Genomic DNA, 14,159 nt, shown 5'->3' with positions numbered 1-14,159 from the left:
TTCGTGAATTTTTATTTATTGATACTAAAAGGCCTTTATTTCTTCCTGAGTAATAGGATTAGTTTGCTCGCCTATTAGATGAACGCTTTGCATAGGGTGGAATGGCGCTGTATCTCGATCTGAAAAGCGCAAAAATTAAAATGAGCCGAATAAATATCTTATTCGGCTCAAAATATAATGTAATTCTGAGCCGAATAATCCACTTAATCGGCTCATACTATGAAATACAGCTGGCAACACCCTGATGGGCCAAATTTTACCTTTGACGACACACAATGCCGAAATGCCTTGTATCAGTACGCGCTAGAGGTGAGTCACTTGTCTGAATGCAGGGTTCGACTGCCTTGAAGGCGGTGGTAAGGGTGTTCACTGATCATGTCCTGGGTGTGATTTGTTGATTTACTTTGGGTGTTTACTTTATACTCAGTGGTACAGAATTAAGTACAGGATATAAGTAATGGATGCTATCAGCTATACCGCAGCTCGGGCAAACTTAGCTAAGACGATGGCTAAGGTTTGTGATGATCATTCGCCAGTCATTATTACGCGTAAAAGCGAGAGCCCAGTTGTCATTATGTCGTTAGAAGATTATGAAGCCATGCAAGAGACTACCTACTTGCTACGTTCACCAGCAAACGCAAGAGTATTGCTGGAATCTATTGCTGAGCTGGAAGCAGGTAAGGGCGTTGAGAGAGAATTAATCGAGTGAAGCTGACGTTTTCAACCGCGGCTTGGGATCAGTATCTTTACTGGCAAAGTACGGACAAAAAAGTATTAAAACGGATTAATTTACTGATTAAAGACATTCAGCGCGAACCCTATGAAGGGATTGGCAAGCCTGAGCCTCTAAAGCATGGTCTTGCTGGCTATTGGTCTCGCCGTATTAACGACGAACACCGAATTGTTTATAAATATCAAGACGATGCCATCTTGATAGCACAGCTACGATATCACTATTAAATCTACTGTTTGAATTAAACAGCTTGATTCCTGCTGTTGCAAGATTCTTTTCAGCTTCGGAGGCTATGCTGAGGAAAATTGCCCGCATCGTATGGAAGAATGAGTTTAACTTGGTGTTAATGGATCTGGTAGTTTAAGTACTCGGATAGACTAGCTAGAAAAATTCGCGATAGTCTGTGTTTTAAGGGCCTACTCCTTTTGTATTAGTGAGATAGAAATGGAAGAATCACTTACTCTTAATCAATTTTGGTTAAATTTTCACGATGGTATTAAAGACCTTAACCCCGTAAAAGGAATGGTAGATAAAGTTTTTAGAGGGCAATCACAAAATTACCCTCTTTTGCCTTCAATAGTTCGAGGTTTATCTGAGGGTGCTAAGATTTTTTTCGATTGTCATGAGCCAAATGTGATTTCAGAGTTTAAGCGTGGTGCTAGAGCGTTTCTAACTAATCGAGAAAAACCTAGCTGTGAATTGGAGTGGATGGTTTTAGCTCAGCATTATGGCTGTCCAACTAGATTGCTCGATTGGACTACAAACCCTCTGGTTGCTTTATTCTTTGCGAGTGAAACTCATGACGATAATGATGGCGTGATTCATATTGTTGAAGACTCCATGATAGAAGATCGGATTGAATATATAAATTTAAAGACGTGTTATGTAGATCAAGAAATAAATAGTTCCTTAGTTATTCAACCTACTGTAGCCGACACTGGAACTTTTATAAGGCCTCCGTATGAAGATCAGCGTTACTTGAATCAATCAACAGTACTTTTTCTTGGTGTTGAGCCTTTTAATGAGCCATCTTTTCGTAAACACCGCAAGCTCATTGTTCCGCATCACTTAAAAGCTGACATTAGGAATTCTTTAAGGGAGATGGGGGTCTCTGCTTATTTTATATACCCTGGTTTAGAGGGTGTTGCTCGGGACATAAAAATGCATGTTTGCAGAAGCCAAGCGACGTTTTGATGAGCTAGGCGGTTTTACTTGGAGTTTAAAAGCGAAGAGAAATGCCGCTTGGGTTGGTTTGGTTTGTGCGACTCAGGCTTGGATTAACCTGTTTGATTTAGGCTTGATGTTATCTAAATAGAGTAGCGTCAAGTGAGCAGGCTAAACAAAAACACCAGCAACGGCTGGTGTTTTTGTTTATAGAGCTTTATTTAGGAAGCAGTTAAGACTGTGGGTATTTGAATTTGAAATCGACTTTAAATGGTTTGAACCAAGACGGTACGCCGGTGGCTTTATCTATGTGGTGTAAGAAGCCTTTTTCATCTGGTGCTGTGTATTGAAGGTGGGCGATGTAGGTACCTTTGCCTTTTAATTGTACGGAGTGCGCGTAATGAGGGCCATCTGCGGCGGTCATTGGTAGCATTTGACCATATTCCATAAAGCTTGGATCACCCACTTTCGTGACCACATAGTCGATACTCATGTATGGAATCCAAGCACCGTTAGGGAATCCCCATTTGTTGTCTTGAGTCGCGTGTACATCGGATTCAAGATGCACCACATCTTTGCCCATTATCATTGAACTTGGCGCCGGACTGGTTTCAATATTCAGCAAATAAGACGAAGCGATCTCCATGCCATCTTTATGGATAGGTCCGCCAACTGGGTATTCACGAGCGCTTGCATATTGGCTCATGACTGCGGCGCTACACAATATAGCGGTTATAGAAAGTGCTTTTTTCATGTTACATGTTGAGTGCATGTTTAGTTTCCTGATTGTTGAGGTGGTTTTGTTTGAGTCGCTGAGTGGTTATTGAAATGGCCAGCAAAACGACGCACCACGTTAGTATTTGAATCCCCATAGGGGTCGCTGTATAGCCAACAACGGAGTGAGCCAGTACACCAGCCCAACCGTTGCTGGATAATAAAAATGAGCTGTTCCAAACCTGCGAACCGAGTTGAGGTAAAAATCCAATGTTCGCAAGTATGCCGACGGCTTGGCTGGATAAGCCGGCCGCGATTAACGATAAAATGAAGTTGCTGGAAGAAAAGATGTAGCGCAGAGGAATCATGACGATGCCTCGGTACAGGGAGTAGGTGACTAACACGCCTAAAGCGGTGCCAAGTAAACCACCAAGCAACATGGAATTTTCGGTAAGGCCAGAAGAGAGGAAAAGGCTGTATAAAAAGAGTACAACTTCAGACCCTTCTCGTAATACCGCAATGGCGATAACAATGACGATAGCAAAGCTGCCTTTGTTATCCAGCAACATTACTTGCATTTCCTGTTTGGTTTTTTCCGCTATTTCACGCCCTTTTACCGACATCCAAATATTTTGCCAAGCCAGCATAAGCGTTGCGATTAATAAAATTGAGGCGGTGAATATTTCTTGCCCGTAACCAGATAACGATGATTCTACTAAGCTGGTGAATTTCGCCAGCAGCACAGCACCGAGTAGGCCAAGGATAATGCCGCTAAGTACTTGAATACGAATATTGAGCCCTTTACATGCTGCCGCGACGATGGAAATAATCAGTCCAGCCTCGAGGACTTCTCTGAACACAATGAGTAAAACCGCGATCATAATAAGGTGTTTCCTTTATGGTTTTTTAACGATGACAGTGCCGGCTACGTTCGATGCATAGTCGTTAAAAAAGGTATATTTCCCTGCTTTTAATGGGCCGGTAAATACAGATATATGCCCATTTGGTACCGCTATTTTTTCGAATTTCATGTCGTAGCTTTCGAGTTCCGCTACTTTTTTGGTGTTATTGTTGAGTTTAATTTGTATGCGAGTATTAGCTGGAATGTGGAGTTGCTTTGGTAAAAAACCATTAGGTGTTAATTCCAACGGGATAATTAATCGCTCGGCATAAGCCGGAAGGCAAACACCTGAAAAAACGGAAACCAGAAGGAAACAGCGTAGCAACATGAGGTATCTCTCTCTTTGTCTTTGGTTGAAGTATCGACTTCAACCAAAGAGTGTTATGAGTATTGATAATTATTATCAATACGTTAATTGGTATTGATTCTCATCCTTATCGGTTGTCTTCGTCAACTAGGTCTTGTGTGTTTTCAATCTTAATCAGCAATGTTTACTGAAATTTAAAAAGGTGTAAGTAATGCGAGAAGAGTAGAAACGAAGAATTTTTCTATTTATGAGGTGAGGGTGGTGCTGCAGGAAGAGTGCTTAAACGTAAAAAGGCCTTCATGTTGAAGGCCTTTAAAGGAAAGGAACAATGCTTCTAAATTAGCTTTGTGCTTTCTTGAACGCTTTAATCAGTGCTTGGGTAGACGCATCTAATGTGCTGTTGTCACTGTCGCTAACAAGGCGGTTAAAGATGTCAGTACCCAATACTTTACCGAGCTCTACACCCCACTGATCGAATGAGTTGATACCCCAAATTGTGCCTTGTACAAAAGTACGGTGTTCATAAAGGGCGATCAATGCACCGACGGTTTCTGGTGTCATCTTATTCGTTAGAAGTGTGTTGCTTGGACGATTGCCTTTGATCACCTTGTGCGGTGCAATGGTATCGATCTGCTCGGCAGTCGCGCCGGCATCACGAAGCTCTTGCTGCGCTTGTTCAAGGGTTTTACCAACCATTAGCGCTTGCGATTGACTTAAGCAGTTGGCAAACAATTGTGCGTGATGATCTTTAATCGGATTGTGTGACGCCAATGGCGCAATGAAATCCACTGGTACAAGACGTGTACCCTGATGCAATAACTGGTGATAAGCGTGTTGGCCGTTGGTGCCAGCGCCACCCCAGATAATTGGACCTGTGTCTGTTTCAACGCCATCGCCATTTAAGAGGGTCGATTTACCATTACTCTCCATATCCAGTTGTTGGATATGCGCTGGTAAGGCGCGTAAGTAATGGTCGTAAGGGATCAAGGCATGAGTTTGTGCGTTATGGAAGTTGATATACCATACGCCCAATGCACCCATGATGACGGGTAGATTTTCTTCAAACGGTGCTGTACGAAAATGCTCATCCATTTGATGTGCGCCATCGAGCAAGGCGTAGAAGTTATCCATGCCAACCGCAATCGCAACTGGCAGACCAATCGCAGACCAAAGAGAGTAGCGACCGCCTACCCAGTCCCACATAGGAAAGATGTTTTCTTCTGCCATGCCGAAAGCGACGGCCTTTTCTACGTTCGAACTAACAGCAGCAAAGTGTTGGCTAACGGTGTCTTCTGAACCGCCATTGTTTAGGAACCAGTCGCGCGCAGCGTTGGCGTTCGACAAGGTTTCTAGAGTGCCAAAAGTTTTTGATGAAATCACAAAAACGGTGGTTTCAGGGTTCAGTTGTTTAAGCTTACCCGTGATGTCAGAGCCGTCAATATTGGCAACAAAGTGTACTTTGATATCATCTTTTTTGTAGGGGGTGAGCGCTTCAGCGACAACTTTAGGCCCAAGGTAAGAGCCGCCGATACCGATAGAAACCACGTCTGTAATGGTTTTTCCGTTGTAGCCTTTCCATTCGCCGCTGTGCAGCTGGGCAACAAATTTTTCCATTTGTTTTAGCGTTGAGCGAACTTCTGCCAAGACATTGACGCCATCTACCATGAGCGATTCTTGAGCCTGGCTTGCGCGAAGCGCTATGTGCAACACGGAACGATCTTCGGTGTTGTTGATATGTGCACCACTAAACATGCCTTTGATGGCGGTTGTTAAGCCGGCTTCTTTAACAAGGTCGATTAGTAAGGATAAGGTTTTTTGATTCGCGCGGTTTTTTGCGTAATCCAGTGTCCAGCCAGCGGCTTGTACTGTGTACTTTTCGGCGCGATTTTTGTCCTGTTCAAACAAGGACTTCATCTCAACAGAGTCGATTTCTTTTTGGTGCTCTGCTAGTGCTTGCCAAGCGCTAAGTTGGGTAGGTGAATGCATTACAATCTCCCTTGGTCTTAAAATGAGTTAGGCCAATTCAATACGCAAGTTATCTATTAAACGTGCATGACCTAGGTATGCCGCAGCCAAAATGACTAAGCTCTTCTCTTCTTCTGACGGTGTTTGTAAATTATCTTGTGCGCGGATTTCGAAATAATCACGCTTAAAGCCAGCCGTTTCAAGCTTCTTTTGAGCTTGTTCGCGAATGTCCTCGTGACTCGCACGGTTTTCTAGTAACGCGTCTTTTGCCCATAACAAGGTTTTGTACATTGCAGGAGCGATGCGTCTTTCTTCTTCTGTTAAGTAACCATTACGCGAACTCATGGCTAGGCCATCTTCGTTGCGTGCAATATCGACACCGATGATACGAACGTTAGAGCTTAGATCGCGCACCATGTCTTCAATGACTTTGAGTTGTTGAAAGTCTTTGTTGCCGAATATGGCACAGTCTGGCTGAACAATGTTAAACAATTTTGTCACAACTGTGGAAACACCAACGAAATGTCCGGGGCGAGTAGCACCACACAATATATTGGATAAACCAACCACTTCAATTTGGGTTTGGCTGCGTTTGCCATCTGGGTACATTTCTTTTGCGTCTGGGGCAAACAAGTAATGACAGCCATTTGCTTTGAGGACTTTTTTGTCTTCTTCTAATGTTTTTGGGTAGCGTTCAATATCTTCATTAGCAGAAAATTGCATTGGGTTTAGAAAAATAGAAGACACGACCACATCGCCTTCTTTTACGGCACGTCGAATTAATGACATGTGCCCATCGTGTAAGTTACCCATGGTTGGAACGAACGCGATGCTTTTATCTTGTAGGCGTTCTTTTTTTAATTCCGCGCGAAGTTCGGCAACAGTGTGAAAGGTTTTCATGATTTAAATCCATGTTCTGACGTAGGGAATTGTTGGTTTTTGACTTCGTAAACGTAGGCTTCGAAAGCTTCTTGAATGCTACGACCATCGGTTAAAAAGTTTTTTACGAAGCGCGGACGTTTACCGATGTTAGCGCCGATCATGTCGTGCATCACTAGGACTTGTCCATCGGTATGTGGGCCTGCGCCTATGCCGATTGTCGGTACTGAAACTGCTTCGGTAAGGGTTTTACCTAGCTCAGTGGGAATGCATTCATAAAGCAATACATCGGCACCGGCTTCAACCAGCGCAAGTGAATCAGACAGTAACAAGTCTGCCGCTTGTTGGCCTTTACCTTGTACTTTATAGCCACCTAGCTTATTGACAAACTGAGGGGTTAAACCAAGGTGAGCACACACGGGAATGCCACGATTACTGAGTGCTTTAATGATGTCTTTTAGCCACGCAGCCCCTTCGATTTTCACCATATTGGCGCCAGCTTGCATCAGCTTACCGGCGTTTTCTAGGGCGTGTTCGATGGAGTTGTACGTCATGAAGGACATGTCGGCCAATATGAAGGCGTTAGTGTTGCCGCGTTTGACCGCCGCTGTGTGATAACACATGTCTTCAATGGTGACGGGTAGTGTGCTTTCTTGACCCTGAATAACCATACCGAGAGAGTCGCCAATCAAAATTGTTTCAACGCCTGCTTCGTTCATGACGTGAGTAAAAGTCGCATCATAACTGGTCAAGCAGGTGAACTTTTCTTTGTTTTCCTTCATGGCTTTAAGGTCAGACAAAGAGATTGGACGGCTGAGTTTTTTTTCAGAGTTATTTGAATACATAGATCATTCTTCTTCTATAGAAACCAAGTCGCTGGTATCAAGTTGGCGTAAATGCTCTACCACGGTGTTGCCGTTAGTTAGGAGCATTTCTGGTGCCAGATCCATAAGGGGACGGATAACGAACCCTCTTTCTAGCATGTGAGGATGAGGAACAGTGAGGCGAGGCAAGGCAAGGGTCTCATTGTTATATAGCAATAAATCAAGATCGAGTGTACGTGGTCCCCAATGACGTTCTCGAACGCGATGGTGCGCTTGCTCAATACTTTGTAATACGTCGAGTAGTTCGATGGGGCTTAGATGGGTTTGTACGCAAGCAACAGCATTTACGTAGTCCGGCTGATCCTGAGGACCAACCGGTTTACTGGAGTAGAGTGTGGAAATGTGAAAACCGGTCAAATCTGGGTGTGCAGACAATTGCCCAATAGCGCTGTGCATTTGAGCTATTGGGTCTTCTAAATTACTACCAAGTCCAATATAAGCAAGGTTCACTCTAGTCCCTTTTACTCTGTAGGTGTTTCTCTTTGAGGGGCATTACTTTTCTTGCGACGGCGAGGGCGGCGTTTTTTTACCGCTTCTTTATCGCTAGAGCGTACATCAATATTTTTGATGAGTTCTCTTTGATCATTTTCGTTAGCAAACTGAAAAGATTCCCACCAAGCACCAAGGTCGTCGAGTTTGGTGCCGCTGAGCTCGCGGATTAGTAAGAAATCAAAAGCAGCACGAAAGCGTGGATGATCAAGCAATATAAAGGCGCGTTTGCCATAGCGCTTTGGTAAACGGAACTGCATATCCCAAATTTCGCGCATTGGTGTAGAGAAACGTCTTGGGATAGCGGTAGAAGCAACCTGATTGTCTAGCACCATACTAGCCGCTTGATGAAGTGCTGGCGTCGCTGGCATGCCTTGAGATAAAAATTCTTCATGACGAAGCAAAACACTTGGCCATAACATGACGGCATATAAAAAATATGGCGCCGTCGTTTTACCATTTTGAAGTCGATTATCGGTATTTTCTAAGCCCTGCAATATGAAGGCTTCGGGGTTGATGTCTTCACGTTTCCAGCCACTCACCAATAACGCTTCAGTGTCTGGAAATAAGTATTTGAATAAACCGTATTGACGTAGCAAATGAAAGGTTTTGATGCCATTGCCGCTGCCAAGTAATTTAAGAACTTCTTCGAATAAGCGAGCTGGTGGAATGTGGTCCAATAAATGGGCCATTTCTTTAATAGGGGCGGCGGTTGATTCTTCTATGTCAAAACCAAGCTTACCAGCAAAGCGGATAGCGCGAAGCATGCGAACAGGGTCTTCCTGATAGCGTTTTCTTGCATCACCGATCATGCGTATTTTTTTGTTCGCTATATCTTCTAGGCCACCACAGTAATCGTGGATACTAAAATCTTTTACGTTGTAATAAAGAGCATTAAAGGTAAAGTCACGGCGTTCAGCGTCTTCTTCGATGCTGCCGTAAACGTTATCTCGTAGCACAATACCATGAGCTGATCGTGCTGAGTCCTTGCCCTTTAAGGATTCTTGAGGTTGGCTTGCACCGCTATCGTGAGCAGCGCTGGCTCTAAAAGTAGATACCTCAATAATTTCCCTTCCAAACGTAACATGAACTAAACGAAAGCGGCGTCCGATTAGACGAGAGTTCGAAAATAGATCATTAACTTCTTCAGGAGTAGCGTTCGTAACGACGTCAAAATCTTTTGGCTCTATATCAATCAAATGATCGCGGACACAGCCGCCAACTAAGTAGGCATCATAGCCAGCTTTGTTTAGTCGATAGAGTACTTTGACAGCGTTCGGGCTTAAATTTTGGCGAGATAAGCTATGATCGCTACGCGGGATAATAATAGGGTAAGTCTGAGCCTTAGGTGAGGCAAAGATTGAGGTGGCTTTACGTACCAGAGATTTTAATCCTGTAAACATTAGACGACAAATTTTAAGTTAGCGAAAACTGTATTCTACACGTGTGGCTAAGAAGTTACACGAGTATTAAAGTATTCAAATTGGATGATTGTACTATGATGTGCGTAGGGAGGAAGCGATTATTAAAAACAAAATAATCGCTTTGGATACATGAAGATACTAGTTCCGAAAACAAAGTGGGTGCTGCTTATGCAGTTCTACTCAAGTTTTATTTTTATTATTGCAATGTTTTCATCGCCCTAAGGCTTACATATCTAAAAAAATCAATTATCCAAAGCGATTTTCTATCCATAGCCTCAAATTTTTATTTTTATTTTAAGAGGCTACAGTGTTCCTATATTTTATTTTTATTGTTAAGAACTTACACACGACGACTAACTTATTTTTATTCTTGGTCAATCTTATTATCGTTGTGATCTATATAGAGCATATCCTATGCCAAAAAACATACTCCATTGAATTATAAGGTTTTTACACTTTATTTGTTCACTTTTCTTACAATATCTTTCTGCATTTTTGTGTGAATTGGTAACAAGTGTTACTTATCGGTTGTTACTTTTTTGGGTATGCCAAGCTTTTGGCGTCTTTCCCATAAGCTTTTTCTTGATATGCCCAAAGATTGTGCAAGTTGCGTCTCTGTCATCTTGTGCTGGTGCGTCAGCACAAAGTGTTTGAAGTAGTCGTCTAGTGTGGTGCCGCTTGATGGCGCCATTTGGTTTGTCGTATTTGAATCTGTAGAGCTGGTGACATTTTTCTGCCTGCTTGTTGTATTGGGCGCTAATTTTAGATTTGCTGCTTCCACTTTGTTGACGGGGCTTAGTATAACAGCGCGCTCAATGGCGTTTTCCAATTCACGAACATTGCCAGGCCAGTTGTGGGCTCGAATCGCGCGATCAAACTCTTTGTTGTAACTGAGTGCTGCGCGGTTGTGCTTCTTACAAACTTTTTCGAGAAGAAATTTAGCAATGGTAGAAATGTCATCGTCACGTTCTCGTAACGGCGGGATTAGCAGCTCCATAACATAGAGTCGATAGTATAAATCTTCCCGAAAATAACCTTTGCGTACCATGTCCATTAAGTCTCTGTGTGTTGCGGTCACTAGGCGCACATTAACCGTAGTAGACTGAACCGCCCCAACGCGACGAATTTCTCCTTCCTGCAGTACACGAAGCAGTCTCGCTTGAGCTTCTAATGGCAGTTCGCCTATTTCATCAAGAAACAAGGTGCCATTATCTGCAGCAAAGATAAGACCATCTCGTGCTGAGACAGCGCCGGTAAAAGCCCCTTTTTCATGCCCAAAGAGTTCTGACTCGATCAGATTCTCTGGGATGGCGGCGCAGTTGACGCTGACGAGTGGCTTTTCGTGTCTTTTGCTTAGATTGTGTAGGGCTTTAGCAACTAGCTCTTTACCGGTCCCAGATTCACCCCGAATCAGCACGGTAACATCGGTTCCTGCGACTTTTCTGATATCGCTATACAGTTCTTGCATTGGAGGGCAATTACCAATGATGCCGCTGTCTGTATCGCCAAGCTTGTTCGCTTCTTCTTCCTTTTCGGAGCGAGCAAACAGTAAGGGCGGTTCAAGCTCTGGATTGGGAGCGGTATTTTGCGGTTCTTGAGCTGGGGTGTTTTCTAATACATCAATAACGCGTTTGAGAAGATTCTCGGAATCTGTTGGTAGGGGGAGGTAGTATTTTGCCCCCATGGACATTGCGCTAACACCTGTGTTTAGGCTGGGGCGCGCATCTAATACGATGCGTGGTGGCATTCCTTGCAATGTTGATAAGTCAGGTTCTAATACCGCTAAAATACTCTGATCGATCAGTAACAGATCGAAGTCGGCGAGTTCATAATATTTGTTTGCTTGCTCAAGGGAGTGGCTCAGATTGACTTGAAAACCGTAGCGAGAAAGCCATCGGTCTGCGTCTTTTAATGGGGAGTCTTCTGGGCAGATTATCATTATGTGATGCATTTCAATGTCACCTCTTGTAACCAATGTAACGATTATACACATTGGCTCGCTGTCCGCCAGAGGGGAATGTTGGCATTATTGGAAAGTGTTTGTGCTATATGAAGGGCAGATCTTCTGCTGTGATAGCGATGCTTTTTTGCTTTGCTAGTAGAAGTGGATTCCATTTAGAAATGGCAAGCGCTAGTGCTTCTTTGATGTTGCTGCTCTCATTAACCTCTATCTGAAGATAACTTAATGCTCGTTTTAGAGTGTGTAGATCGCCGTTTAATATGGGTTTTGCATGGTTTTGTTTGCTGATTTTTTCATTGTCTTGATTTACGACCAGTGGAATATGGCCTATTTGCGGCGCTTGCCATCCTAATAAAGTATATAGGTGAAGTTGCTGGGCGGTGGTTTCGATTAAATCAGCGCCACGAATAAGGTGAGTGATGTCTTGTAAGTGGTCGTCAACAACCACAGCAAGCTGATAAGAGAAGTAGCCGTCTTTGCGCTTGAGTATAGGATGGTTGTTACTAAGATCATCAAAAAAAGCCATTTCGCCTTGTATCAGATCATTGTATTGGTAGTGTTCATTATTGGTTTTTAATCGCCAAGAATGTGGTGATGTGATGTCGCTTGAACAGATGTGAGGATGCAGCCCAGAGAATTCTTTTAATGATTGGCGTGTGCAATTGCATGGGAAGACATTGTGGGATTGCTTTAGGGCTGTTAGATGTGTTTCGTATAGCGTTGAATGTTCACTTTGCAGGCGAATGTCTTCGTCGCTTATCAATTGATAGCTGTTTAATGTGGTGAGTATTTGTTGGGTGAATTCAGGGCGGCAACGAACGGCATCGACATCTTCAATGCGAATAACCCAAGTGCCTTGATGGTATTTCGCATCCAAATAGCTCGCTAGTGCAGAAACAAGCGAGCCTAGATGGAGTGGGCCGGTTGGCGAAGGAGCAAAACGGCCTCGGTAATTCGATAGCATCGAATTAACCGCCGATTTGTTTCTCTTTGATCTCAGCCAATGTTTTACAATCAATACACATAGTGGCTGTTGGGCGGGCTTCTAGTCTGCGAATGCCGATTTCAATGCCACATTCGTCACAGAAGCCGTAATCGTCTTCGTTAATGCGTTCGATGGTTTGAGAGATCTTTTTAACCAGTTTACGCTCACGATCACGTGCACGTAGTTCTAAGCTAAATTCTTCTTCTTGGCTAGCTCGGTCATTAGGATCCGCGTAGTTTACTGCTTCTTCCTTAAGGTTATTAACGGTACGGTCAACCTCTTCCATTAGACCCTGCTTCCAGTTAAGCAGGATGCTTTTGAAATGCGCCAACTGGTTCTCGTTCATGTATTCTTCACCGTCCTTAGCGACGTAAGGTGTGAAGTCCTTCATTAATGATTCCGGGTTCGTGCTTGGCATACGCATTGCCTCATTTCTCAGGTATTCCTTTGCGGTAACCTGTAAACTATAAAAATTAGGTGGTTTATTTTTCGGCCGGAAACTTACCAGATTAATTGGCTTTAAACCACAATTTTTGCGCAAATTTTCATGAAAATGTTGAATTAGGTTGAGAAATGGATATGTCTAAGCAGAAGTTGGCCTCTCGAGTAGAAAAAATAGCACCGTTTCAAGTCATGGCGGTGATGGAGCGTGCGAAGCAGTTACAAGTGGAAGGTTTTGATGTTATTCACCTTGAAGTAGGTGAACCTGATTTTGTTGCTCCGCAAGATATTAATGAAGCGGGAGTGCGCTCAATAGAAGAGGGCAAAACAGGTTATACGCCAGCCACAGGGTTGCCAGAGTTAAAGCGAGCAATTAGTCAGCATTATCTTTCTCGCTATCAAGTGTCGGTTGCTCCTGAGCGAATTATTGTAACGCCGGGTGCTTCGGGCGCTTTATTGTTGATGGCGTCATTGATGGTTAATGAAGGTGATGACGTTTTAATGCCGGATCCATGTTATCCATGCAATCGTCATTTTTTAATCCAAGCTGGCGCGAAAGCCAAATTGATTGATACGTTACCTGAGCAGGCTTTCGAAATAGACCTCTCAAAATTGGCTTCTTATTGGGGCAAAAACACCTCAGGCCTTTGGTTAGCTTCCCCTTCGAATCCTACTGGTGCGGTGTTGAGCAAAGAGTATCTCACGCAGGCATGGCAACAAACCAATGCCCTAGGTGGGCATCTATTGGTTGATGAAATTTATCAAGGTTTGGTCTTTGAGGGGGAAGATTTTACCGCGCTGTCTATTGATGATGATATTTTTGTAATAAACAGCTTCTCTAAATATTTTGCCATGACGGGGTGGCGTCTCGGGTGGATTGTGGTTCCGGAATGGGCGATTGAAGGGGCAACTAAATTAGCGCAAAACCTATTTATTTCTGCTTCAAGTGTGGCGCAATACGCGGCTATTTCGGCGTTTAAACCAGGCGTGCTCGAAGAGTGTGAAGTCCGTCGTCAAACATTAAATCGCCGTCGTTTGGCTCTGCTAGAAGGGCTGGGTCGTATTGGTTTACCTGTTGTTGCGCCAGCACAAGGGGCCTTTTATGTTTATGTCGATGTGTCTAATGTGACCAATGATGCAATGGATTGGTGTTTGCGCTTATTAGAAGAGAAAGGTGTGGCGCTGACGCCAGGCGCGGATTTTGGGGTCAAAGACGCCCATAAATATGTACGCTTTGCCTATACTTGCGATGAATCTCGATTGAATGAAGCTCTGGCTAGAATTGATGCATTTATTCAATCCTAGCCATCATC

General features: G+C 43.6%; 16 protein-coding genes. 5 read left to right on the top strand and 11 right to left on the bottom strand.

Translation table 11 applies throughout. The annotated features are described in order from the left end of the window. The first annotated feature begins 457 nt into the window (after positions 1 to 457). From V6259_RS11320 to V6259_RS11305, 4 genes are all read left to right on the top strand, one after another. The gene (locus V6259_RS11320; RefSeq protein ID WP_341584595.1) at positions 458 to 709 is read left to right on the top strand and encodes a type II toxin-antitoxin system Phd/YefM family antitoxin; all 252 of its coding nucleotides are present in this window, start codon (positions 458 to 460) and stop codon (positions 707 to 709) included. Then, positions 706 to 960 carry a Txe/YoeB family addiction module toxin gene (locus tag V6259_RS11315; RefSeq protein ID WP_341584594.1) on the top strand — a complete coding sequence of 85 codons (255 nt, stop codon included), beginning with the start codon at positions 706 to 708 and terminating at the stop codon, positions 958 to 960. Before V6259_RS11320 ends, V6259_RS11315 begins: the two co-directional genes overlap by 4 nt. Positions 961 to 1,177: 217 nt before the next feature. Beyond that, on the top strand, positions 1,178 to 1,927 hold the full coding sequence (locus V6259_RS11310) for an FRG domain-containing protein (RefSeq protein WP_341584593.1): 750 nt from the start codon (positions 1,178 to 1,180) through the stop codon (positions 1,925 to 1,927). After that, a complete protein-coding gene (locus V6259_RS11305) occupies positions 1,899 to 2,048 on the top strand; it encodes a hypothetical protein (protein ID WP_341584592.1) in 150 nt (49 codons plus the stop codon). Before V6259_RS11310 ends, V6259_RS11305 begins: the two co-directional genes overlap by 29 nt. 81 nt (positions 2,049 to 2,129) lie before the next feature. Here V6259_RS11305 and V6259_RS11300 read toward each other — a convergent pair whose 3' ends face one another. The 11 genes from V6259_RS11300 to dksA form a co-directional block, all read right to left on the bottom strand. Then, positions 2,130 to 2,669, bottom strand: coding sequence for an iron transporter (locus V6259_RS11300; RefSeq protein WP_341584591.1), 540 nt, complete (start codon positions 2,667 to 2,669; stop codon positions 2,130 to 2,132). Next, entirely contained in the window at positions 2,653 to 3,492 is an 840-nt protein-coding gene (locus V6259_RS11295; RefSeq protein ID WP_341584590.1) for an FTR1 family iron permease, read from the bottom strand. Before V6259_RS11295 ends, V6259_RS11300 begins: the two co-directional genes overlap by 17 nt. A gap of 15 nt (positions 3,493 to 3,507) precedes the next feature. Beyond that, positions 3,508 to 3,840, bottom strand: a complete 333-nt coding sequence (locus V6259_RS11290) for a cupredoxin domain-containing protein (protein ID WP_341584589.1) — start codon at positions 3,838 to 3,840, stop codon at positions 3,508 to 3,510. A gap of 318 nt (positions 3,841 to 4,158) precedes the next feature. Beyond that, positions 4,159 to 5,805, bottom strand: a complete 1,647-nt coding sequence (gene pgi / locus V6259_RS11285) for a glucose-6-phosphate isomerase (protein ID WP_341584588.1) — start codon at positions 5,803 to 5,805, stop codon at positions 4,159 to 4,161. Between the two features lie 27 nt (positions 5,806 to 5,832). After that, positions 5,833 to 6,684, bottom strand: a complete 852-nt coding sequence (gene panC / locus V6259_RS11280; RefSeq protein WP_341584587.1) for a pantoate--beta-alanine ligase — start codon at positions 6,682 to 6,684, stop codon at positions 5,833 to 5,835. Next, entirely contained in the window at positions 6,681 to 7,508 is an 828-nt protein-coding gene (gene panB / locus V6259_RS11275; RefSeq protein WP_341584586.1) for a 3-methyl-2-oxobutanoate hydroxymethyltransferase, read from the bottom strand. Before panB ends, panC begins: the two co-directional genes overlap by 4 nt. 3 nt (positions 7,509 to 7,511) lie before the next feature. After that, on the bottom strand, positions 7,512 to 7,997 hold the full coding sequence (gene folK / locus V6259_RS11270; RefSeq protein ID WP_341584585.1) for a 2-amino-4-hydroxy-6-hydroxymethyldihydropteridine diphosphokinase: 486 nt from the start codon (positions 7,995 to 7,997) through the stop codon (positions 7,512 to 7,514). Between the two features lie 11 nt (positions 7,998 to 8,008). Further along, positions 8,009 to 9,439 (bottom strand): polynucleotide adenylyltransferase PcnB, encoded by a 1,431-nt coding sequence (gene pcnB, locus V6259_RS11265; protein ID WP_133012375.1) that lies wholly within the window; start codon positions 9,437 to 9,439, stop codon positions 8,009 to 8,011. Positions 9,440 to 9,977: 538 nt separating this feature from the next. Then, a complete protein-coding gene (locus V6259_RS11260) occupies positions 9,978 to 11,411 on the bottom strand; it encodes a sigma-54-dependent transcriptional regulator (protein WP_341584584.1) in 1,434 nt (477 codons plus the stop codon). 94 nt (positions 11,412 to 11,505) lie between these two features. Continuing rightward, positions 11,506 to 12,384 (bottom strand): tRNA glutamyl-Q(34) synthetase GluQRS, encoded by an 879-nt coding sequence (gene gluQRS, locus V6259_RS11255; protein WP_341584583.1) that lies wholly within the window; start codon positions 12,382 to 12,384, stop codon positions 11,506 to 11,508. Between the two features lie 4 nt (positions 12,385 to 12,388). Further along, positions 12,389 to 12,823 carry an RNA polymerase-binding protein DksA gene (dksA, locus tag V6259_RS11250; protein WP_133012378.1) on the bottom strand — a complete coding sequence of 145 codons (435 nt, stop codon included), beginning with the start codon at positions 12,821 to 12,823 and terminating at the stop codon, positions 12,389 to 12,391. Positions 12,824 to 12,978: 155 nt separating this feature from the next. Here dksA and V6259_RS11245 point away from each other — a divergent pair, with 155 nt between their 5' ends. Further along, the gene (locus tag V6259_RS11245) at positions 12,979 to 14,151 is read left to right on the top strand and encodes an aminotransferase class I/II-fold pyridoxal phosphate-dependent enzyme (protein ID WP_338068574.1); all 1,173 of its coding nucleotides are present in this window, start codon (positions 12,979 to 12,981) and stop codon (positions 14,149 to 14,151) included. Positions 14,152 to 14,159: the final 8 nt, after the last annotated feature.

This window comes from Marinomonas sp. TI.3.20 (genome assembly GCF_038155025.1).
GTDB lineage: Bacteria > Pseudomonadota > Gammaproteobacteria > Pseudomonadales > Marinomonadaceae > Marinomonas > Marinomonas flavescens.
This window is presented reverse-complemented; position numbering and strand designations above follow the sequence as displayed.

Excerpts from the sequence above, each read along its gene's own strand:
- V6259_RS11300 (WP_341584591.1), bottom strand. The coding sequence starts at position 2,669 with ATGCACTCAACATGTAACATGAAAAAAGCACTTTCTATAACCGCTATA.
- panB (WP_341584586.1), bottom strand. The coding sequence starts at position 7,508 with ATGTATTCAAATAACTCTGAAAAAAAACTCAGCCGTCCAATCTCTTTG.
- V6259_RS11320 (WP_341584595.1), top strand. The coding sequence starts at position 458 with ATGGATGCTATCAGCTATACCGCAGCTCGGGCAAACTTAGCTAAGACG.
- V6259_RS11260 (WP_341584584.1), bottom strand. The coding sequence starts at position 11,411 with ATGCATCACATAATGATAATCTGCCCAGAAGACTCCCCATTAAAAGAC.
- dksA (WP_133012378.1), bottom strand. The coding sequence starts at position 12,823 with ATGCCAAGCACGAACCCGGAATCATTAATGAAGGACTTCACACCTTAC.
- V6259_RS11305 (WP_341584592.1), top strand. The coding sequence starts at position 1,899 with ATGTTTGCAGAAGCCAAGCGACGTTTTGATGAGCTAGGCGGTTTTACT.
- pgi (WP_341584588.1), bottom strand. The coding sequence starts at position 5,805 with ATGCATTCACCTACCCAACTTAGCGCTTGGCAAGCACTAGCAGAGCAC.
- V6259_RS11310 (WP_341584593.1), top strand. The coding sequence starts at position 1,178 with ATGGAAGAATCACTTACTCTTAATCAATTTTGGTTAAATTTTCACGAT.
- panC (WP_341584587.1), bottom strand. The coding sequence starts at position 6,684 with ATGAAAACCTTTCACACTGTTGCCGAACTTCGCGCGGAATTAAAAAAA.
- V6259_RS11245 (WP_338068574.1), top strand. The coding sequence starts at position 12,979 with ATGGATATGTCTAAGCAGAAGTTGGCCTCTCGAGTAGAAAAAATAGCA.
- pcnB (WP_133012375.1), bottom strand. The coding sequence starts at position 9,439 with ATGTTTACAGGATTAAAATCTCTGGTACGTAAAGCCACCTCAATCTTT.
- gluQRS (WP_341584583.1), bottom strand. The coding sequence starts at position 12,384 with ATGCTATCGAATTACCGAGGCCGTTTTGCTCCTTCGCCAACCGGCCCA.
- V6259_RS11295 (WP_341584590.1), bottom strand. The coding sequence starts at position 3,492 with ATGATCGCGGTTTTACTCATTGTGTTCAGAGAAGTCCTCGAGGCTGGA.
- V6259_RS11290 (WP_341584589.1), bottom strand. The coding sequence starts at position 3,840 with ATGTTGCTACGCTGTTTCCTTCTGGTTTCCGTTTTTTCAGGTGTTTGC.